General features: G+C 36.4%; 15 protein-coding genes and 1 pseudogene. 14 read left to right on the top strand and 2 right to left on the bottom strand.

The features are described from left to right. From odhB to AC4CUX_RS02595, 5 genes are all read left to right on the top strand, one after another. Positions 1 to 1,215 carry a 2-oxoglutarate dehydrogenase complex dihydrolipoyllysine-residue succinyltransferase gene (gene odhB / locus AC4CUX_RS02615; protein WP_058870084.1) on the top strand — a complete coding sequence of 405 codons (1,215 nt, stop codon included), beginning with the start codon at positions 1 to 3 and terminating at the stop codon, positions 1,213 to 1,215. A gap of 59 nt (positions 1,216 to 1,274) precedes the next feature. Further along, entirely contained in the window at positions 1,275 to 2,708 is a 1,434-nt protein-coding gene (gene lpdA / locus AC4CUX_RS02610; RefSeq protein ID WP_078388586.1) for a dihydrolipoyl dehydrogenase, read from the top strand. Between the two features lie 172 nt (positions 2,709 to 2,880). Then, entirely contained in the window at positions 2,881 to 4,047 is a 1,167-nt protein-coding gene (sucC, locus tag AC4CUX_RS02605; RefSeq protein WP_178928748.1) for an ADP-forming succinate--CoA ligase subunit beta, read from the top strand. An 11-nt stretch (positions 4,048 to 4,058) separates the two neighbouring features. Further along, positions 4,059 to 4,949 (top strand): succinate--CoA ligase subunit alpha, encoded by an 891-nt coding sequence (sucD, locus tag AC4CUX_RS02600; RefSeq protein WP_114836768.1) that lies wholly within the window; start codon positions 4,059 to 4,061, stop codon positions 4,947 to 4,949. A gap of 309 nt (positions 4,950 to 5,258) precedes the next feature. Further along, positions 5,259 to 5,690 carry a hypothetical protein gene (locus AC4CUX_RS02595; RefSeq protein WP_114392792.1) on the top strand — a complete coding sequence of 144 codons (432 nt, stop codon included), beginning with the start codon at positions 5,259 to 5,261 and terminating at the stop codon, positions 5,688 to 5,690. A 300-nt stretch (positions 5,691 to 5,990) separates the two neighbouring features. Here the strand turns inward: AC4CUX_RS02595 and AC4CUX_RS02590 are convergent. Then, positions 5,991 to 7,133 (bottom strand): annotated as a pseudogene (locus AC4CUX_RS02590) (flotillin family protein); the annotation flags it as partial. A gap of 59 nt (positions 7,134 to 7,192) precedes the next feature. Between AC4CUX_RS02590 and AC4CUX_RS02585 the strand changes: the two are divergent. The 5 genes from AC4CUX_RS02585 to AC4CUX_RS02565 all read left to right on the top strand — a co-directional run bounded on the left by AC4CUX_RS02585 (position 7,193) and on the right by AC4CUX_RS02565 (position 12,947). Next, entirely contained in the window at positions 7,193 to 8,572 is a 1,380-nt protein-coding gene (locus tag AC4CUX_RS02585; RefSeq protein WP_490792156.1) for a tyrosine-type recombinase/integrase, read from the top strand. 23 nt (positions 8,573 to 8,595) lie between these two features. Continuing rightward, positions 8,596 to 10,608: a hypothetical protein gene (locus AC4CUX_RS02580; protein ID WP_490792155.1), complete on the top strand. Its 2,013-nt coding sequence runs from the start codon at positions 8,596 to 8,598 to the stop codon at positions 10,606 to 10,608. Beyond that, positions 10,595 to 11,230 carry a hypothetical protein gene (locus AC4CUX_RS02575; protein WP_490792154.1) on the top strand — a complete coding sequence of 212 codons (636 nt, stop codon included), beginning with the start codon at positions 10,595 to 10,597 and terminating at the stop codon, positions 11,228 to 11,230. Before AC4CUX_RS02580 ends, AC4CUX_RS02575 begins: the two co-directional genes overlap by 14 nt. An 84-nt stretch (positions 11,231 to 11,314) precedes the next feature. Beyond that, entirely contained in the window at positions 11,315 to 12,553 is a 1,239-nt protein-coding gene (locus AC4CUX_RS02570; RefSeq protein WP_490792153.1) for a hypothetical protein, read from the top strand. After that, the gene (locus AC4CUX_RS02565) at positions 12,546 to 12,947 is read left to right on the top strand and encodes a hypothetical protein (RefSeq protein WP_278345187.1); all 402 of its coding nucleotides are present in this window, start codon (positions 12,546 to 12,548) and stop codon (positions 12,945 to 12,947) included. Before AC4CUX_RS02570 ends, AC4CUX_RS02565 begins: the two co-directional genes overlap by 8 nt. Before the next feature lie 188 nt (positions 12,948 to 13,135). Here AC4CUX_RS02565 and AC4CUX_RS02560 read toward each other — a convergent pair whose 3' ends face one another. Next, positions 13,136 to 13,624: a hypothetical protein gene (locus AC4CUX_RS02560; RefSeq protein WP_333653360.1), complete on the bottom strand. Its 489-nt coding sequence runs from the start codon at positions 13,622 to 13,624 to the stop codon at positions 13,136 to 13,138. Between the two features lie 69 nt (positions 13,625 to 13,693). Here AC4CUX_RS02560 and AC4CUX_RS02555 point away from each other — a divergent pair, with 69 nt between their 5' ends. From AC4CUX_RS02555 to AC4CUX_RS02540, 4 genes are all read left to right on the top strand, one after another. Continuing rightward, positions 13,694 to 13,912 carry a helix-turn-helix domain-containing protein gene (locus AC4CUX_RS02555; protein ID WP_130131375.1) on the top strand — a complete coding sequence of 73 codons (219 nt, stop codon included), beginning with the start codon at positions 13,694 to 13,696 and terminating at the stop codon, positions 13,910 to 13,912. 312 nt (positions 13,913 to 14,224) lie between these two features. Next, the gene (locus AC4CUX_RS02550; protein WP_291389890.1) at positions 14,225 to 15,706 is read left to right on the top strand and encodes a type I restriction-modification system subunit M; all 1,482 of its coding nucleotides are present in this window, start codon (positions 14,225 to 14,227) and stop codon (positions 15,704 to 15,706) included. Then, positions 15,703 to 16,881 carry a restriction endonuclease subunit S gene (locus tag AC4CUX_RS02545; protein ID WP_291389889.1) on the top strand — a complete coding sequence of 393 codons (1,179 nt, stop codon included), beginning with the start codon at positions 15,703 to 15,705 and terminating at the stop codon, positions 16,879 to 16,881. The genes AC4CUX_RS02550 and AC4CUX_RS02545 overlap by 4 nt, the downstream gene beginning before the upstream one ends. A 31-nt stretch (positions 16,882 to 16,912) precedes the next feature. Continuing rightward, a complete protein-coding gene (locus AC4CUX_RS02540) occupies positions 16,913 to 20,353 on the top strand; it encodes a DEAD/DEAH box helicase family protein (RefSeq protein ID WP_490792152.1) in 3,441 nt (1,146 codons plus the stop codon). The last annotated feature ends 10 nt before the right edge of the window (positions 20,354 to 20,363 follow it).

The raw sequence follows: 20,363 nt of genomic DNA, 5'->3' as shown, positions 1-20,363 counted from the left end.
ATGGCAACCGAAATTAAAGCACCGGTATTCCCTGAGTCAGTTGCGGATGGAACAATCGCAACTTGGCACAAACAACCAGGTGAAGCAGTATCACGTGATGAAGTGATCTGTGATATTGAAACAGATAAAGTTGTTTTAGAAGTTGTTGCTCCTGCTGACGGTACAATTGCATCGATCATTAAAGGTGAGGGTGACACTGTTCTTTCAAATGAAGTGATTGCACAGTTTGAAGAAGGTGCTGTATCTGGCGCTGCGCAAACTGAAGCAGTTCAATCTGAATCGAAAGTAGAGCAAGCGGTTGTTCAAACTGAAGCAGGTGCTGCACCAGTCGTTGAACGTGCTCAAGTTGCTGATCAAGCGCCTGCTGTACGTAAGGCATTGACTGAGTCTGGCATTCCAGCTGCTGATGTTGCGGGTACAGGCCGTGGTGGTCGTATAACGAAAGAAGATGTGGCAAATCATCAAACTAAACCAGCAGCTCCAGCTGCAGCACCATTAAGTGTTGCTGTGGGTGAGCGTGTTGAAAAGCGTGTTCCTATGACACGTCTTCGTAAGCGTGTTGCTGAGCGTCTACTTGCTGCAACGCAAGAAACTGCAATGTTGACAACGTTTAACGAAGTGAACATGAAGCCAATCATGGAAATGCGTGCACAATACAAAGACGCATTTGAGAAGCGTCACGGTGCGCGTCTTGGCTTTATGTCTTTCTTTGTTAAAGCGGCAACTGAAGCACTTAAACGCTACCCAGCAGTTAACGCTTCAATTGACGGTGATGACATTGTTTACCACGGTTACTATGACATCGGTGTAGCAGTATCTTCTGAGCGTGGTCTAGTTGTACCTGTGCTTCGTGATACAGATCGCATGAACTATGCTGAAGTTGAAAATGGTATCCGTGACTTTGCTTACAAAGCACGTGATGGCAAATTGGGTATCGAAGACATGACTGGCGGTACATTCACCATTACTAACGGTGGTACTTTCGGTTCATTGTTGTCGACTCCGATCTTGAATACACCACAAACTGCGATTTTGGGTATGCATAAAATCCAAGAGCGTCCAATGGCTGTAAACGGTCAAGTAGAAATCCTACCGATGATGTATTTAGCGCTTTCTTATGACCACCGTCTAATCGATGGTAAAGAAGCAGTTGGTTTCTTGGTAACAATCAAAGAATTGTTAGAAGAACCAGCTAAATTGATCCTTGACCTTTAATTCTAAAGAATAAAACATGGGCTTAGAGCGATCCTCTAAGCCCATTTTTGGAGATAAAAATGTCTCAACAATTTGATCTTGTTGTAATTGGCGGTGGCCCAGGTGGTTACGAAGCAGCAATTCGTGCAGCGCAGCTTGGTTTTAAAGTTGCGTGTATTGAAAAACGTATTCACAAAGGTAAACCATCTTTAGGTGGGACGTGCTTAAACGTGGGTTGTATTCCGTCTAAAGCATTGCTTGATTCTTCTCACCGTTATGAAGATACAGTGCATCACTTAGCTGATCACGGTATTACAACAGGTGAAGTGAACTTTGATTTGTCTAAACTCCTTGCACGTAAAGACAAAATTGTTGACCAACTGACCATGGGTATTGATGGCCTTTTAAAAGGTAACGGTATTGAGTGGTTAAAAGGTACAGGTAAATTACTTGCAGGTAAAAAAGTAGAATTTGTATCTCACGAAGGTGAAACTCAAGTTTTAGAGCCTAAATATGTGATTCTTGCGACAGGTTCTGTGCCAATTAACATTCCATCAGCACCAGTTGATCAAAACATTATCGTTGACTCAACTGGTGCTTTAGAATTCCAAGAAGTACCTAAGCGTTTAGGTGTCATTGGTGCGGGTGTAATCGGTCTTGAGCTTGGTTCAGTATGGCGTCGTCTAGGTGCTGAAGTTGTTGTATTTGAAGCAATGGATGCATTCTTACCAATGGCTGATAAAGCTTTGGCAAAAGACTACCAAAAACTGTTGACTAAGCAAGGTCTTGATATCCGTGTTGGTGCTAAAGTTGCTGGCACAGAAGTTAATGGTTCTGAAGTCACTGTTAAATATACTCAAGGCGGCGAAGAAAAAACTCAAGCGTTTGATAAGTTGATCGTTTGTGTAGGTCGTCGTGCATACGCTGAAGGTCTATTGGCTGATGATTGCGGCATCAAACTTACTGAACGTGGTTTAGTTGATGTGAATGATTGGTGTGCGACTTCTGTTGAAGGTGTATATGCAATTGGTGACTTAGTACGTGGTCCAATGCTTGCACATAAAGCAATGGAAGAAGGCGTAATGGCTGTTGAGCGTATTCACGGTCATGCAGCTCAAGTTAACTATGACACCATCATTTCTGTGATTTACACACACCCAGAAGCGGCGTGGGTCGGTTTAACAGAACAGCAAGCGATCGAGAAAGGACATGAAGTTAAAACGGGTCAATTCGGTTTCGCTGCAAACGGCCGTGCAATGGCTGCGGGTGAAAATGCTGGTTTCGTGAAGTTTGTTGCTGATGCAAAAACAGATCGTTTACTGGGTATGCACGTGATTGGACCTGCTGCATCTGACATCGTACACCAAGGTATGATTGCACTTGAGTTTGTATCTTCGGTTGAAGATCTACAGTTGATGACTTTTGGTCACCCAACATTCTCAGAAGTGGTTCATGAAGCTGCACTTGCAGTGGATGGTCGAGCGATTCACGCAATCCAGCGTAAACGCAAATAAGACAACGAAAAGAGCGACTACGGTCGCTCTTTTTTGTTTCAGGTGTTGTCTTCTCATGAAGAATCATCTAAAAATAAAGATAAGAAGTTTTAAAAATCCAAAATGGTTACTGTGATAGTAAACAGTTTCGGTGCAACAAAAAGTAAATAAGCAGTAATAAAAAGGTTAGTCGATGAATTTACATGAATATCAAGCTAAAGCGCTATTAAAAAAATATGGTATGCCTGTCCAAGAGGGCGTACTTGCCACCACCCCAGACGAAGCAGTAAAAGCCTTTGAACAAATAGGCGGAAAATTTGCTGTCATGAAAGCCCAAGTGCATGCGGGTGGTCGTGGTAAGGCGGGTGGCGTAAAAGTTGTAAAGTCAGTAACGGAAGCTGCTGAATATGCAAAAAGCATCATCGGGACCAACCTTGTTACCTATCAAACCGATAGCCATGGCCAACCTGTAAATAGCGTACTTGTCGCGGAAGATGTGTATCCTGTAGAGCGTGAACTGTATTTAGGTGCAGTGGTTGACCGCTCAAGTCGTCGTGTGACCTTTATGGCTTCAACCGAAGGTGGCGTTGAAATTGAAAAGGTTGCTGAAGAAACCCCAGAAAAAATTATCAAAGTTGAAGTCGATCCTTTGGTTGGCTTATTGCCATTTCAAGCACGCGAAGTTGCATTTAAGTTGAACCTTAAAGATGGTCAAGTGAATCAATTTGTGAAAGTCATGTCTGCTGCGTATCAAGCATTCATTGAAAATGACTTTGCTTTATTTGAGATTAACCCGTTATCTGTGCGTGAAAATGGTGACATCCTATGTGTCGATGCCAAAGTGGGGATTGACTCAAACGCGCTGTACCGTTTACCAGAAATTGCTGCGCTACGTGATAAGTCACAGGAAAATGAACGGGAGTTGAAAGCGTCTGAATTTGACCTCAACTACGTCGCGCTTGAAGGCAACATTGGCTGTATGGTCAATGGTGCGGGCCTTGCGATGGCAACCATGGATATTATTAAACTCTATGGCGGCCAACCTGCGAACTTCCTTGATGTTGGCGGTGGTGCAACCAAAGACCGTGTGATTGAAGCATTTAAAATTATTCTGGCAGATACCTCTGTACAAGGGGTATTGATTAATATCTTCGGTGGAATTGTACGTTGTGACATGATTGCTGAAGCAATTATTGCAGCGGTTCAAGAAGTAAATGTGGCCGTACCTGTGGTTGTTCGTTTAGAAGGGAACAATGCTGAATTAGGTGCCAAATTACTTGATGAATCAGGTTTAAAACTTATTTCTGCAAATGGCTTATCGGATGCCGCAGAAAAAATTGTTGCTGCAGTAAAAGCGTAAGGAGTATCAATATGAGCGTATTAATTAATAAAGACACCAAAGTATTGGTACAAGGTTTTACAGGCAAAAATGGTACATTCCACTCAGCACAAGCGCTAGATTATGGAACCAAAGTCGTTGGTGGGGTTACACCGGGTAAAGGCGGCACAACTCATCTAGATTTACCTGTATTTAACACCATGAAAGATGCAGTTGCCGGTACAGGTGCAGATGCGACTGTGATTTATGTGCCGGCTCCGTTTGTATTAGATTCAATTATTGAAGCAGTGGATTCAGGTGTTGGGCTGATTGTGGTCATCACAGAAGGTGTGCCAACTTTAGACATGCTCAAAGCTAAGCGTTATCTTGAAACAAATGGTAATGGTACGCGTCTGATTGGTCCAAACTGTCCGGGTATTATTACTCCGGGTGAATGTAAGATCGGGATTATGCCTGGTCATATTCACCAACCGGGTAAAATTGGTATTATCTCTCGCTCTGGTACATTGACGTATGAAGCGGTTGCGCAAACGACTAAGCTTGGTTTAGGTCAATCCACCTGTATTGGTATTGGTGGTGATCCAATTCCGGGCATGAACCAAATTGATTGTTTGAAACTGTTCCAAGAAGATCCGCAAACTGAAGCGATTATCATGATTGGTGAGATTGGCGGTACGGCTGAAGAAGAGGCAGCTGAATATATTCAATCGCATGTGACTAAACCTGTTGTGGGTTATATTGCAGGTGTAACGGCGCCGAAAGGCAAGCGTATGGGGCATGCGGGAGCGATTATTTCTGGTGGTAAAGGTACTGCGGAAGAAAAGTTTGCAGCATTTGAAAAAGCGGGGATGGCGTATACACGTAGCCCAGCAGAACTCGGTTCAACGATGTTCCAACTTTTAAAGGACAAAGGTTTAATTTAAGCCTTTACATTTTAAAATAAAAAGCCGTAGGTGTTAATTGCACATGCGGCTTTTTTGTGGGGAGTATTTTGGTTTGCTCTAAGACAAAAAATAATATGAGGGTTTAGAGTAACTTAATCCCTGTTGAAAATTATATTCAGCCGCATTGAAAAGCCATACTGAACAAAAGATAAAATGGTGAAATTAGAGCAAGATTTGCTATGTACCTACCAATCTGAGTATCGATAAATATTTAGTGTGCACTGTTTCTATAGGGGAGTATGCTATATTCATAATTAAAATAATTCTTTTGAAGACATAGTATTGCAGATGTTAAAGCCGATTCATTTATTGTTTTTCTGCTGCTTATTCTTATTCGGGTTGGCGGTTAATAGCGCTTATGCTGAAAATGAAGATGTCTATTTGGCAGAGTCTTTGAGTGATGATATCTTCCACCATTATCAGCAGTTAGCTGCACAACATGATGAAGAGGAAAACGATTATACCTTGATCAATAATGATTTTTATGAGAATGAATATATTCGTGTATTTAACTACTCGGCCTACAACTCGGATAGTTTGAGCCATAAATTAGGGACAGGGGAGTTTCATAGTTCAGACTTGGATGCACTCAGCATTTCATTTGGGTATGGTATTGAAATTAAAATCAACAAACGAAATAAAGTTGGATATGAGTACCTTTCAAATTTTCCTTATGATCGTGGGCAATTGATCCGTTTCTTTTGGGTGCGTTTGCACTAAATGGATTAACTCAATTTATTTATAAAAACGTTGCAGTTATACATCGTTTAGAATATTTTCACTCAATTGTAGTGTTTAGGATGTTTACATTACTTCTTTGCATTTTCTGATGGTCGACGAATCGTTTACCAAGCTAAACTAACTTAAATTTTTATAATAGATGATAGGCTTACTATGCTGAGTGAATTAGAGGGTCTATCGTTTAAAAAGCTTAAATGTGTATTTTGTAGAAAGTTGAATATTAAAGCAGATGATAAAAACGCGACAGATCGTCGCGTTTTTTGATTGTAAGTCTAACTACTATTGAGCTTTGCTTTGCGGTTTTAAGCTTTGGGTTAAACCATTGATGTCGCCGCCTTGAATCCCCAGTTCATTCATCAAGCTATCGATTAGTGGTGCTTGGGTACGATAGCGTAGCGCACTATTCACCACTTGATCAGACAAAGCAACTTGTGAAGATTCCGTACCATCACCTCCAGTTGTAGCTGAACCGACATTGCCTAAACCATTAATCTGTAGAATTTTGATGTCATCAATGTTTTCCATCGGTTTAACACTTTCACGAATGATCTCAGGTAAGTATTTTAACAATGCTAGGCGAATTTGCATTTCGACTTGCTCTGGAGATAAGATGTTGTTGGCTTCATTGACAGCACGTGTACCATCTGCGTCGACTTGGTATTGTTTTTCCATTGCTTGAGCCAACAGTATTTTGGCATCTGCTTCACCTTTGGCTTTTAAGCGAGCTTGTTCGGCTTGAGCTTCCGCTGCAATACGAACGGCTTCGGCATCATCTGCAGCGGCTTGTTTGCCTGCTTCAGCTGCAACCGTAATTGCAATCGCATCTTTTTCTGCAGCTTGTTTCGCCGCAACCAACTCAACTGCTTTTTGACGCTCAGCACGCTGGGTTTCGCGTACCGTAATCACTTCTTCTTCAGCTTTAACCGCTTCAGCGCGGGCACGGTCAGCAGAAGCTTTGGCTTCAGACTCTTCACGCGACTTTTCCGCAATCGCAATGGCACGTGATTGTTCTGCCAGTTCGATGGTTTTCTTTTGTTCAACCTGGGCTTGTTCAATAATTTGTGATTTTTGAATGTTTTGGCTTTCCACATCACGTGCTGCACCAATACGCTTTAACTCGACTTCACGCTCAGCTGCAATACGTGCTTCTTCTGCTTCACGTTTTTTCTCTGCTTCTTGAGAGGCAATTTCAGCCAATTGTTCTGCACGGCGAATTGCAATTTCACGCTCTTGCTGTAGTTTGGCGTATTCTTCTTCACGAATGATTTGTAGGCGAGCTTGTTCTGCTTCTAAGTTTTTGGTCTTAATGGCAAGGTCAGCGTCTTGCTCAATGTGATTACGTTTACGACGACGGTCTTCAATTGTTTCGGTCAGCTTGGTTAAACCTTCGGCATCGAATGCATTTTGAGGCAATGTATACTTACAAATATGGAATTTCAATGTAAACTAGATAAATTATGGAATTGAGGAAATAACTTGAAATGGATAAGTTTGATAATGAATGTAAAAAAGAAAATAAAATTGAATGTAAGAAGATTAGAGAATATCGACCTACTGAATATGATGTAGAGAGAAATGAACATATTGAGACAGGAGAATATTGTTCTAGTTATCCAATCGTTCTTAAGAGTGATGGTACTGTCTGGGATAAGGCTTCTTTATATATTGATTTTTTGCGTTCTGATAGGAATAGATCCTCGGCCTTACTAAGAACTGCTGGAAACGATTTATTAGACTTTTTAAGATTTATGGAAGCTAATAATCTTAATATGCTGCATTTATCTATTAAAAAAGCACAAAGGGTTACTTTTAGATATAGACATGATCTATTAGAAAGAGAAAAGGAATTTAAGCTAAATGGGCGTAAAAAAATTGGTAGAAATACTATTAGTCAAAGAATAAATAGGATAGTTGATTTCTATGAGTTTTGCATTGAAAATAAAATCTTCACTTTTACTGAACTAGATAATAGACCATATACTCTATTGAAAAAAAGAATATATTTTGAGGGTGAAAAAGGATTTACTCAAAAAAAAATTGTACGTTCATCCGATTTAAGTATTCCAAGGGCACCACGTGCTATTCAAACTTCTGATTCAATTAAAGATGGTAGAAAACTACATCCTTTAACAGAGCAGGAGCAAAGTATTTTTATAAGTTATTTGAAAGAATCTAATAATAGAGCGCTTCAATTAATATGTCTCATAGCATTGACTACAGGAGCTAGAATTCAGTCAATTTGTACATTAAGAGTAAATGATATTAAGAATATGATGATTAGTGAAAAAGTAAATGGAAGTTTTAAAAAAATACAGATTGGTGGTGAGTCTATAGATAATAAAAATGATAAAAAATATATAATTTTTTTTCATACTGAATTATTAGAGATGTTGAATAACTACATAAATTCAGAAGAGTGGATTGAACGGTCAACTCAAAGTTATTATAAGAATAAAAATAACTATGTATTTTTAACTAAGTTTGGAGAGCCATTTTATACAAGTAAAAAAGAGCTAGAGGATAGAAAAAATAGACTATTTCCTGTTAGTAAGCCATTTTCTGAAAAAGATGGTAAAGCTGTGTATAAAAATATGAAAGATCTTTTCCAGAAGATGGAAAATGATAAGCAATTAATACGAAAATTTAGTATTCATGATTTAAGAGCAACATTCGGTTTAAATTTAGTACATCTTCTTCGAAAATATGGTGTACCTGAGTCTCATATAATCGAAGAAGTTAGAGAGAGGATGGGACATAAAGACAGAGAAACAACATATCTTTATTTGAATTATAGTGCGAAAAATAAGTTTTATGAAAGTGTGAAGCAGGAATTTGTCGAGCTTATTTATTGTTTTAATTAATTGATATTGATAGAAGTGACACTATGTTTGAAGAAAGAAATATTGAATTCGTCCATATAGAAGATTTCTATAAGTTTTCAGAAAATGGTTACGATGTGGAAAAATTAGTTTTAATTACAAAACAAGGCAATACAAATAGTTATGTTGATATAGGTTCTCTTTGTTATGCTAAAAGATCTAAATCATGCAAAACAAACCATAATGCAAAAGTTATTAAAAGTACATTTAATGAAAAGATTGCAAGTGCAATCAAAGAGTTTCTAGATTACAAATGTACTAAGTTAACCGTTGGTTCAGCGAGAGTAATCTTAGGGCGGTTAAAAGTGACACTTGATGAATTGTATTCTATTGGTAGCGAACAGAATATAGAGATAAGTTTTGATGATATTAATCAATGTCACATTATTTATGATTTTTATACTAAGTTTCTTATTGCAAAGATTAAAAATGAATTTAAGAATCCCAATTTTAAATCTACAAAAAATATAGCTGCTAGGCAAAAAATTTGTGCTGAATTAATATCTTCAACTTGTAACGTTGATTTGGAAGATTTTATGGGTAAATATATTAATATTAAAGGGTATGATTCTCCAAATAAAGATAAAGAAGTATCTGAAACTGAGGATTACCGTGTATATCTAAATAATTGCCAAAAGATATATAAGATCTTTTCTCAGTTTTCTTTAAGTAATGGTAATTTTCCAATTAATTTTAATATCAATGGTAACATTTCTGAAGTGCCTTCTGTTTTATATATTACACGTACTTCTGCTCTTGTAAAAAAATATTTTTATAATAAGGAAGGTAGGTTTTTAAACCGAATTGAAGCAGTTCAGAATGTTAAAAAGATTGATGATGTAGACGAGTTGAAAATTCGTTATAAAGATAAAAATGACGAATTACCCTTTGATCTTAAAAAGAGCTATAACAAGCATTTGAAAATGCTTTTAAATGCTAATAGACATAATAGTAGAGAGCGGTTAAAGGTTATTAATATAGCTATGTCAAGTATGGCATTATGGATAATAACAGATTCAGGATGTAATTTGTCTGTGATATATGGACTACAAACTCAAGATTTGAAGAACTTAAATCCTGATGTACCAAATCAAAAAATATTTTATGTTAAAGAGCGTTCAGGTGGAGGGACTGTTGCTGTAGGGTTAACTAATAAAATTGTTCAGCCTTTAAAAGACTTTTTAGCCTTTCGTGAATATGTATTGAATTTAGTTGATGAAAAAGAACGAAAAAAAATAGGGAATTATGTTTTTTTTACATTTAAATTAAATGCTAATAAAAATATTAAGGATCTAATAGGTCTTTATAGTGATAAAGATCTGAATTTATACAAAAATTGGTATAACTCAATATTTGGTAAAGGGTCCTATATAGGTCCAAGAGTAGGACGAGGGAGTCATGCCAACATCTACAAGAATTTGGAAGGTGTTGAAAATTATAATCAAGCAATTGATATTAGTGCAGAAATATTAGGTCATACCTCTACAGTAGATTTTAAACATTATACTGATGCTACCAAGGAACAAGTACGTTCTCAATTTACTAAATTTTTTGATAATGTATATGACCATATGATTTTTAAGAATCGTACTACAAGGAAAACTATTCCTGTTATTACTGATATTGAAAGTAGCCCTACCATGGCTGGACATTGTACTGATACATCGCCTATTAGAGCTGATGGTTTTAACGAAAATATAGAGCAGCCAAATTGTTCAAATCCATCCACATGCTTATTTTGCGAAAATTATGTTTTACATACAGATGAAATTGATTTACGTAAATTACTTTCTTTAAGAAAAATTACAGAGATGCATTCTGATCTAAACGAGGAAATGCTAATAGTTAAGTTTCGTATAGATGAAATATTGAAACAGATAGTTAATAAATATGATCACGTAAAAAGTCTTATACATACTATTAAAGCTGAAGTGGATGATGGGTATTTTGATGAAAACTGGCAAAATATATTAGAGTTATTGATTGATTTAGGGGTGCAGTTTTATGTTGAAGACTAAATTTATAAATTTAGAGAAAATTAAGCTTTCAAATACATTACCCAATCAATATACAATAGTAATTTTTGAAGATGATAAGCCTTTAAATTACTTTACTGATGATTGTTGGGATTTTAAAGATTATATTACAAGTTATGCTCAAGCGACTGTAATTGATTTTAGTAAATCTAATTTGAGTGATGATTCAAAATATTATGTAAAGTTATGTTTGTATTATTATATATACTATTATTCAAATAATGCAGCAGGACTTTCCTTTAATACTATTGAAGGTAAATATTCAGATCTAAGAAGATTAGCAATCTTATGTGAATCCTTTAAATTGAATTTTTCTAATATGAGGGATAATGTTCTTTATTTCAATGCATTAATTGACACATTGGCAACTGATAATAGAATGCTTATCGAAAAGTATATATCTATTTTATCTTTGATTAGTAAAACTGGTATATTTTTTAATCTTGAAAACTTTGGGATTTCAAAAAATCAGTTCTCCAAACTTTATAAGATGAAAAAGGTGGCCACTAAAGAACCTAATCAAACTATATTGATTCCTTCAAGAATACTTGCCGATTTTATATATAAATCAACTGAATTTTTTCAACTTTACCATAGTGTTTGATCTGAACTTATAGATTTTATTAATCATGAAAAATTCACTAGTAGACGCCCTAGTAAAGGTTTTAGATGCTCTTTTAGAAAACTTTTGATTAATCTTAATATATCAAATGAGCTTAAACTTTATTTTGACAAATATTCAATTACACAAAGACCTCATTTAATAAGTCATTTTCTTTACATTCAATCTTTGGGAAGTGCATTTATTTCTTGTTTTAGTGGTATGCGTAAGAATGAGATTACTAATTTACCTTATTATTGTTTAGAGGAAATAACGAATAAGGCGGATAATAGTAAGACTTTTATTTTAAATAATTTTACTTCTAAGCTCACTAAATTAGGAATAGTGTCTGCAATTTGGGTAACTTCAAAGCAAGTAGTTCAAGTTATTGAAATTCTACAAGATATTGCTAAACTACATAAGTTTTTATTGAGCATAGGGTTTATAGAAGAAAAAATAATAAATATCCCTCTTGAAGAATACCCTTTATTACCAATTTTTAATCAGCAGAAACACCCTGTTGGTATAAATCCTTTATATGATTATGCTACTTTGTTTACACCTACTTTAGGTAAAAATATTTATAAAATAATTGAACCTATTATAATTGAAAAATCTGATCTTGAAGAGTTGTTTAATTTCAATATGTTAGTAGACTGGGAGAATGATTATAACATCCAAATCGGTCATGCATGGAATTTTGCCTATCACCAATTTAGAAGAAGCCTAGCAGTTTACGCTTCTCGTAGTAATATAGTTAAGCTACCTGCACTAAAAAAACAGTTAAAACACATTAGTTTTAGTATGACTATGTATTATGGAAATAACTTTCATAATGCAAAAAACTTAAACTTTCAAAAGGATATAGTTAATGAGTATAGAGCAGAAAGAGAGTTATTCCAATTTTCCTCCTTCTCGCATAACGTTATTGAAAATGATTCAGTCTTATTTGGTGCAAAAGGAACTTATTTTGAACTACAGAAAACTGCCCCTCACCAACCTAAGTATTTAACTGATCGTCAGCAAACTCTTAAACATATTAAAGCAGGTCGCATTTTTTATAAAAAAACTCCCTTAGGAGGCTGTGGTAAAAGTGATAACTGTAACAAATTGTCTTTTGCATTTGCTACTGCATGTGTAACTTGTAGCGAAGCAATTTTTGATGATAATTCGTTGGTTGCGTTGAATACAGCAAAGGAAAATTATTTAAAACAAATTGATAAATTGGATGAAAATTCAATTACATATAAGCAGTTTAGAATAGAAATTGATGCTATTGATAGAGTATTAGCGAAAAGAAATTTATTGGAGGATAACAATGTCTAAAATGCGTGAAAACTATGAGTTAGCATTAGACCGTTTAATTTTAAATAAGCCTACCCATCCTGAATTAATTAATAAGAAATACAAGATTAATAAGGCAACTGTAGCAATTGAAGCTGGTAGAGACCCTAGTTCAATTAGAAATGATAATCCAGAACTTGAAGAGTTAAGAGATAATATAAAAAAGGCTGAGCTTGCTAGAAGAATTGCATCAAATTCTCCTGTTCAGAAGGACCTGAAAGCAAGTATTACTATAAAAAATGATAAATACAAAGAATTATGTGCTCTCTATGAAATAGCGTTAGGACAAGTTAATTCATTAATTATTGAAAATAAAAGACTAAAAGATGAACTTAAAGTTTATAGAAAAAAGGATAATATATTAGATTTTAAGTAAAAGTTTGATCCCTAAAAGTTATATCTAGTTTCTAAAAATTATATTTGAAATTATTTTAATTTTAAAGTTTTTTAGATATTGGCTTTAAGTAAATCTTAGCCAATATCTAAAATATTTATACATTAGAAATGCGTGGTTATGTAGATTGTTATCAGACTTATTCTTATTGTTGCTGTTATTTTGGAAGATTATGAAATATTCTCTAAAATAATATCTATAGCTAGCAATTCTGATTCAAGTTTTAAAAGTTTATAATCTCGTTCATTCATAAATGAAGCAATTTTTTCCTGAATCTTGGGATACAGTAATAAATACTTATTAAAAATTTCTAGTTCTGCTTTAATTTTATGTAATTCTGAATTTTTTTGATGATAATCGACTAACAGTTGCTTCTGTAAAGCATTTTTATCATATGATTGCTCTAATAAACTTAAGAATTTTTTTTGGTCAGTATTCGTACTGTATTTATAAGTACAGCCAGATTTATCAATTTCAAGTAAGTTTAATTCCTCAAACTCTCGGATGAGATGATAAATTTTTTGGTAATACTTTTTTGACTTAAATTCAGGTAAGTTTTGGGTAAATCCTTCATATATATACTTAAATTCACTTTTCTCAAAAGTATTTTTAGATAGATATATCAAAATATCCTGTTTGAGACTGTGAGCAACATTCATTCTAGAACCAAAGACTTATAAGATATCCTATTTTGGGATATTTTATCTCATAGTTCAATATCTGTTTCTATGAGTTCATTACATGACCCTAGATATCGGGCATTCATCAGAAAGTTAATTGAATTACGTGAGTCTAAAGTAATGACTCAGGTACAACTTGCTTCGTCTTTAAAAAAGCCGCAGTCATATGTGGCTAAAGTTGAAAATTTTGATCGGAGACTTGATATTATTGAATTGCAAGACTGGCTCAATGCATTAGATATAGATATATCTAAATTTTTTAATTAATTTTTTTTCTCATTTTAAAAATATAGGTGCTGATAGGGATTTTGTTAAAAACTCAATCAAAATTGAACAAATTAGAAGATCTTGTTGTTAAATATTATATAGCTGGTGATCACGGAATCTTAATGTCTTAATAAATCATAAACTGCTTGTAAAGAAATTATATTGAAAAATAATTAAATATTAAAAGAAATCTCTTTTATTACTATATTTAAGTATTTAAACGCCAAACCCTGTCGCATCTCCTTTAATTCAAATAGCTTTTTTTGTTGATTTCTCCCACAATACTCTCAAAGAAATTTGAGAGTCATCTACGTGATTACAGGCGAAATTAAAAGCAAAATTGACCAGATTTGGAATGCATTTTGGAGTGGCGGTATTTCCAATCCTTTAGAAGTCATGGAGCAAATGACCTATTTGCTGTTTATTCGCCGACTGGATGAAATTCAGATCACCAAAGAAAAGAAAGCTAACCGCTTAAAAACTGCTGTAGAACATCCAATTTTCACGCCTGAGCAAGATCATCTTCGTTGGTCAAAGTTTATTACTTTAGGCGATGCTGCAACTTTATATAATACCGTTGCAAATGAAGTCTTTCCTTTCATTAAAAACTTAGGTGCAGAAGATGACACAACCTATAGTCATCACATGAAGGATGCACGTTTTACCATTCCTACGCCTGCGCTTTTAACCAAAGTGGTGGATTTGGTTGCAGATGTGCCAATGGATGACAAAGATACCAAAGGTGATATTTACGAGTATATGCTTGGTAAAATTGCTTCAGCAGGTCAAAACGGTCAGTTCCGTACGCCTCGCCATATCATCAAAATGATTGTGGAGTTGATGCAGCCAAAGCCAACCGATACCATTTGTGACCCTGCGTGTGGTACAGCGGGCTTCCTTGTTGCTGCAAGTGAATATTTAAACGATCATTACAGCACTGAGATTTTTGCTAATCCTGAAGCTGCAAAGCGTTTTAGTGAAGAAACTTTCTTTGGTTATGACTTTGATAGCACCATGCTTCGTATTGGTTCGATGAACATGATGCTGCACGGTGTAGAAAACCCAAGTATTGAAAACCGTGATTCTTTGAGTGAAACGCATTCACATATTGCGGAAAAATACAGTTTGATTTTAGCCAATCCGCCATTTGCAGGCAGTTTGGACAATGAAAGCTGTGCCAAGAACATTCAAGCCGTAGTCAAAACCAAAAAGACCGAATTGTTATTTTTAGCCTTGTTTTTACGTTTGTTAAAAACTGGTGGTCGTGCTGCGGTAATTGTGCCTGATGGCGTGTTATTTGGTTCATCAACTGCACATAAAGCATTACGTCAAAAGATTGTGGAAGAGCAAAAGCTTGAAGCGATTATTTCCATGCCTTCAGGTGTGTTTAAGCCGTATGCAGGTGTTTCAACTGCAATTATGATTTTCACCAAAACCATGTCGGGCGGTACGGACAAAGTTTGGTTTTATGACATGCAGGCGGATGGTTACTCGCTGGATGATAAGCGTAATGAGCTAGATAGTTCTAAGCATGAAAATAATAACATTCCTGACATTATTGCCCGTTTTAAAAACTTAGAGGGTGAAAAAGACCGTAAAGCCACAGAGCAAAGCTTTATGGTGGATAAAGCCCATATTGCTGCCAATGGTTATGACTTGTCGATTAACCGTTATAAGGAAGTAGTGTATGAGCAAGTGGAATATGAAGCACCAAGTAAAATTTTGGCGGATTTAGAAGTACTTGAGCAGGATATTTTAAAAGGAATGGCTGCGCTTAAGGAGATGCTTAAGTGAGTTTTCCTAAAATGAAGTTAGGTGAATGTGCTGAAATTCATTCAGGCTCAACGCCACGGACGAATAATCCTGATTTTTGGGATGGTGATATTACTTGGGTGACACCTAAAGACCTTAGTAAATTAAAGTCTAAATTTATTTCTAAAACAGAAAGTAAGATTACTCAATTAGGTTTTGATAGTTGTTCAACTAAATTACTTCCTGAAAATTCTGTTTTATTTAGCTCTCGTGCTCCTATCGGGCATGTTGCAATTAATACAATTCCTATGTGTACTAACCAAGGGTTCAAAAGTTTTGTACCCAAAGCTGATTTATTGGATTCGCAATATTTATATTATTGGTTAAAAGCGAACAAAGAATATCTTCAAGATCTAGGTGTTGGTGCAACATTTAAGGAAATTTCTAAAACAGTTATTGCTAATGTTGAAATCCCACTCCCACCACTTGCAGAACAACGCCGAATTGCATCAATTTTAGATCAAGCGGATGAGTTACGCCAAAAACGTCAGCAAACGATTGAAAAGTTAGATCAGCTTTTACAAGCCACTTTTATTGATATGTTTGGCGATCCTGAACAGAATCCTAAAAAGTGGAACAAAGTAATTTTAGGAGATATTTGTGATGCAAAAGATCGAGTTAACTATGGAGTAGTTCAGCCAGGGAATGACTTTGAAGGAGGAATTCCACTCATTAGGGTTGGTGATATAGATGGTGGAATATTGTCTTTTACTTCAATAAAAACAATAGATCCTGAAATTGAGAAAGACTACAGTCGATCTAGATTAAAAGGGAATGAAATTTTAGTTAGCTGTGTTGGCTCAATAGGTACTATTGCTAAAGTTCCAAATAAAGCCATTGGTTTCAATATTGCAAGAGCAATTACACGAGTTCCTTTACAAGATAAAAGAATTATTAATTTTGTTGCTGAGTGTCTAAAAACTGAAGCGATTCAAAATTACTTTAAAAAAAATACTCGTACTGTAAGTCAGCCTACTCTAAACGTCTCTTTTGTGAAAGAAACTGAAATTATTTTCCCAAATGAAGAGAAGATATTAGATTTTTGTAAAATAGTTGATAAAGTTGAGTTCCAGAAAGAATTACTGCAAAAGGCTCTTGTTATGCAAGAGAGTTTATTTCAATCATTACAAAACCAAGCATTTAACGGTACTTTATAACATTTAATTTAAAATATGAGGGAATATATTCATGAGCAATTTTCAGTTTTTAGAACCTGAATTTAAAAGCTTGGCAGCGACTGCCAAAGAAGCCGAAAAGCTCACGTATATATCCCCCCAATTTGCTCTTGCTGCTGCTCGTACCTCACTTGAAAACCTTGTACTGTGGCTGTATAAATACGACAAAAAACTGACTCAGCCTTACGATGCTTCACTGCATAACTTACTCAACGACCTCAAATTTAAAGACCTGATTCCGCCCTATATTTGGGACAAAATGGACAATATCCGCATGGTCGGCAACAGTGCCGTACATGGGAAAAAGTTCAAACAACTCACCACCGAAGAAACCGTCAAGCACATCAGCCATTTATTCCTGATGTATGTTTGGTTTGAACGTAACTATGGTTCACCTTCAAAAGACCGTTCACAGCCGCATATCTTTAAAACCGAACTAATTCCTAACGCAGATAACACACAGCAAATCACCGCCAACCAAGAACAACTGCAAAAAGAAACAGAAGCTAAAGAAAAACAGTTTGCAGAACAACACAAAGCTTTACGCGAACGGGAACAAAAACTATTTGAACTGTCCGCCAGTTTAGAAGAGCGTGAAAAATTACTTGCCGATATTGATGCTGAACTTGCACAAAAACGTGCAGACGTTGAACAAGCCAAGCTTGCCAACAGTAAAGTTCAAGACCATACCGACTATAAAGAAGACGAAACCCGAAAGCTTAAAATTGACCTCATGCTTGAAGAAGCAGGTTGGGAAATTGGCACATCGGTTCGAGAGGAAGTTGCTGTAACAGGTATGCCGAGTCCATCGGGTAAAGGTGCAGTGGATTATGTGCTGTATGATGCCAATGGCTTGCCTTTGGCTGTGGTTGAAGCCAAACGCACATCAACCGACCCTGATATTGGACAACAACAAGCCAAGCTCTATGCAGACTGTTTAGAGCAACAAACAGGACAACGGCCTGTCATATTCTATACCAATGGTTACAAAACCCGAATCTGGAACGATGTGCAAGGTGGTCCACCACGCTTAGTTCAGGGCTTTTATACGCAGGCAGAACTCAAACGTCTGATCGAAAGACGGAAGAACAACCCTGATTTAAGTAGCTTCCCGATCAATGCGGACATTGTCGAGCGTTACTACCAAACTCGTGCCATCAAAGCCATGCTTGCAGCCTATCAACGTAAAGAACGTGCAGGCTTACTGATTATGGCAACAGGCACAGGTAAAACCCGTACCGCCATTGCACTGGTCGATGTGCTGATGAAAGCCAATGTGGTGCAAAAAGCCTTATTCCTTGCAGACCGCACTTCATTGGTCAATCAGGCACACAACGCTTTTAAAGCCAATTTAAAAGATGCCTCATTCGTCAATTTACTTGAGGATAAAAATCAGGTTGGTCGAGTGTATTTCTCGACCTATCAAACTATGATGGGCTTAATTGACGAAAAAAATGCCGATGGTACACGACAATTCGGTACAGGCATGTTTGACCTGATTATTATTGATGAAGCACACCGCAGCGTTTACCAAAAATTTGGCGAGATTTTTAAATACTTCGATAGTTTGCTTGTTGGTTTAACCGCAACGCCACGAGATGAAGTAGATCGTGATACATACGCACTGTTTGGCTTAGAAAGCGGTGTCCCAACCGATTACTATGATTTAGATCAAGCCATTGCCGATGGTTATCTTGTGCCACCGAAAGCCTATTCTGTCCCGCTTAAATTCATGCGTGAAGGCGTGAAATATGACGAACTTTCAGAAGAAGAAAAACAACATTGGGATAGTCTAAATTGGGGCGATGAAGATGCACCTGAAGAAGTTTCAGCATCCAAAATCAATAAAGAGCTGTTTAATACAGGCACGATTGATTTAATGCTCAAGCACTTGATGGAAAATGGTATTAAGACCGAAGGTGGAGATCGTTTGGGTAAAACCATTATCTTTGCCGTCAATCAAAAACATGCCCAGTTTATTGCTGATCGCTTCAATGAAAACTATCCGCAATATGATGGCAAGTTTGCCCGTGTCATTACCCATGCCACTAAGTATCCTCAAAGCCTGATTGATGACTTTAGCAAGAAAGATTTACCTGAACCGCAAATTGCGATTTCAGTGGATATGCTCGATACAGGCATCGATGTACCTGAAGTGGTCAATCTCGTGTTCTTTAAAGCAGTGCGCTCTAAAGTGAAATTTATGCAGATGATCGGGCGTGGCACACGCCTCTGCAAAGAATTGTTTAGCCCTGAAAAAGATAAAAAAGAATTCTTTATTTTCGACTATTGTTCTAACTTTGAATACTTCAATGAAAACCCTGATGGTGCGCCTGTTGCGACTACAGAACCATTAGGACAACGTCTATTTAAAGCACGTTTAAATATCCTGAGTTTACTGAATGCGAAGGACGATGTCACCGAAGAATTAAAAGCTGTACAGCAAGATATCCGTCAGAGTTTACAGACTGAAGTGAAGTCTATGAACAATGAGAATTTCATTGTAAAGTCTGAGCTTGAGCATGTTGAACATTTCAAGAATGATGATGCTTGGAACAACTTAGATGATCTTGCCATCGGTACATTACGAGAACACATTTCTAAACTACCGAATCAACTTGAGCCTGAAACCTTAGAGGCCAAACTGTTTGATATGCTTTGCTACAACCTTGAGTTGGCAGTATTAGAACAGAACAACACCGCTATTCAAAGCTATGCCAATAAAGTGATTGAAATTGCTTCTAAACTGGAAAGCAAAGAAAATATTCCTGTTGTTGCAGAACAGATTGCGCTAATTCAAGACATTCAAACCGTTGAATATTGGAAAGGCATTACCTTGCCAATGCTTGAGGCGATGCGTAAACGTATTCGCGGCTTGGTGAAACTGATTGAAAAATCGACCTCAACTATTGTCTACTCCATGCTTGATGATGAAATTGGAGATATGCAAGCAGTTGATATTCCAGTGGTATCAAGTGGCGTAAACCTTGCCCAGTACCGTAAGCGTGTAGAGAGCTTTATTAAGGCGAATGAAGACCACATTACCATTGCCAAGCTCAAGCGTGGTTTGGCATTGACTCCAACGGATTTGAGTGAACTTGAACGCTTTGTTTTTGAAGCACAAGAAGTAGAAAGCAAGGAAAGATTTGAAGCATGTTTTGGGACAGAAAAATCTTTACCACTTTTCATTCGCTCATTGGTCGGTTTGGATCGTAAAGCTGTACAAGAAGCCTTTTCAACTTATTTACAAGGTTCAAGCTATAATGAAAAGCAAATCCGCTTTGTGGAAATGATGATTGATCATTTGACTCAAAATGGTGTGCTCGATGCTGCACAACTATATGAGCCACCATTTAATCAGATTCACTATGAAGGCATTGATGGTGTGTTTGCTGATGGAGATGCTGACAACATATTTGGGGTGGTTGAAGCATTTAATGAAGCGGTGGCTTAGATTATTAAAT

It is taken from the genome of Acinetobacter sp. 231_lipA (genome assembly GCF_058243005.1).
Note: the sequence above shows the minus strand (reverse complement) of the source record. Positions and strands in the feature narration are given on the sequence as shown.

Bases quoted from the DNA above. Each gene is read 5' to 3' on its own strand.
- odhB (WP_058870084.1), top strand. From the start codon at position 1: ATGGCAACCGAAATTAAAGCACCGGTATTCCCTGAGTCAGTTGCGGAT.
- lpdA (WP_078388586.1), top strand. From the start codon at position 1,275: ATGTCTCAACAATTTGATCTTGTTGTAATTGGCGGTGGCCCAGGTGGT.
- sucC (WP_178928748.1), top strand. From the start codon at position 2,881: ATGAATTTACATGAATATCAAGCTAAAGCGCTATTAAAAAAATATGGT.
- sucD (WP_114836768.1), top strand. From the start codon at position 4,059: ATGAGCGTATTAATTAATAAAGACACCAAAGTATTGGTACAAGGTTTT.
- AC4CUX_RS02595 (WP_114392792.1), top strand. From the start codon at position 5,259: ATGTTAAAGCCGATTCATTTATTGTTTTTCTGCTGCTTATTCTTATTC.
- AC4CUX_RS02585 (WP_490792156.1), top strand. From the start codon at position 7,193: ATGGATAAGTTTGATAATGAATGTAAAAAAGAAAATAAAATTGAATGT.
- AC4CUX_RS02580 (WP_490792155.1), top strand. From the start codon at position 8,596: ATGTTTGAAGAAAGAAATATTGAATTCGTCCATATAGAAGATTTCTAT.
- AC4CUX_RS02575 (WP_490792154.1), top strand. From the start codon at position 10,595: ATGTTGAAGACTAAATTTATAAATTTAGAGAAAATTAAGCTTTCAAAT.
- AC4CUX_RS02565 (WP_278345187.1), top strand. From the start codon at position 12,546: ATGTCTAAAATGCGTGAAAACTATGAGTTAGCATTAGACCGTTTAATT.
- AC4CUX_RS02560 (WP_333653360.1), bottom strand. From the start codon at position 13,624: ATGAATGTTGCTCACAGTCTCAAACAGGATATTTTGATATATCTATCT.
- AC4CUX_RS02555 (WP_130131375.1), top strand. From the start codon at position 13,694: ATGAGTTCATTACATGACCCTAGATATCGGGCATTCATCAGAAAGTTA.
- AC4CUX_RS02540 (WP_490792152.1), top strand. From the start codon at position 16,913: ATGAGCAATTTTCAGTTTTTAGAACCTGAATTTAAAAGCTTGGCAGCG.